Annotated in this window: 1 protein-coding gene; it reads left to right on the forward strand. The window is 45.5% G+C overall.

The features are described 5' to 3' along the window. The coding region (gene rpsO / locus ACQY8X_RS21220) for a 30S ribosomal protein S15 (protein WP_428037110.1) at positions 1-228 on the forward strand (228 nt) is incomplete at its 5' end. Between the last annotated feature and the right edge of the window lie 284 nt (positions 229-512).

Here is a 512-nt window from a genome sequence, read left to right on the forward strand (position 1 = left end):
TATCAGTTAGCGGAAGGTGATACGGGTTCTCCAGAAGTTCAGGTTGCTCTGTTGACATACAACATCAACAAGCTGCAAGGCCACTTCAGTGATCACAAACAAGATCACCATTCTCGTCGCGGTTTGATCCGCATGGTAAACCAGCGTCGTAAGCTGCTGGACTACCTGAAAGGTAAAGACGCCAGCCGTTACGCATCTCTGATCCAAAAGCTGGGTCTGCGTCGTTAATCGGTCTTTCCAGTGCCCGCTTTTGGCGGGCACTTTTTTATCGGTAATCAGTATTAGGCATATGCATGAGGTACTGATGTCGTCGAGATGACGAATTTGGAAGCTGGCAGTCTTTCGGGATGCTGGCTTACAGGCGTTTCTGACAATTAAGTTTGAAAGCGCAGGGGTTACGACAAATAACATGCCCCATAACGCCGTTATGATGGTGTTAACTTAAACAGTTTAACGGTAAAGACAGTAAGAAAAGACAATTGAAAATGAAAGGACATTGTCGTGAATTTAGT

Origin of the sequence: Amphritea sp., assembly GCF_050300915.1 — a bacterium.
GTDB lineage: Bacteria > Pseudomonadota > Gammaproteobacteria > Pseudomonadales > Balneatricaceae > Amphritea.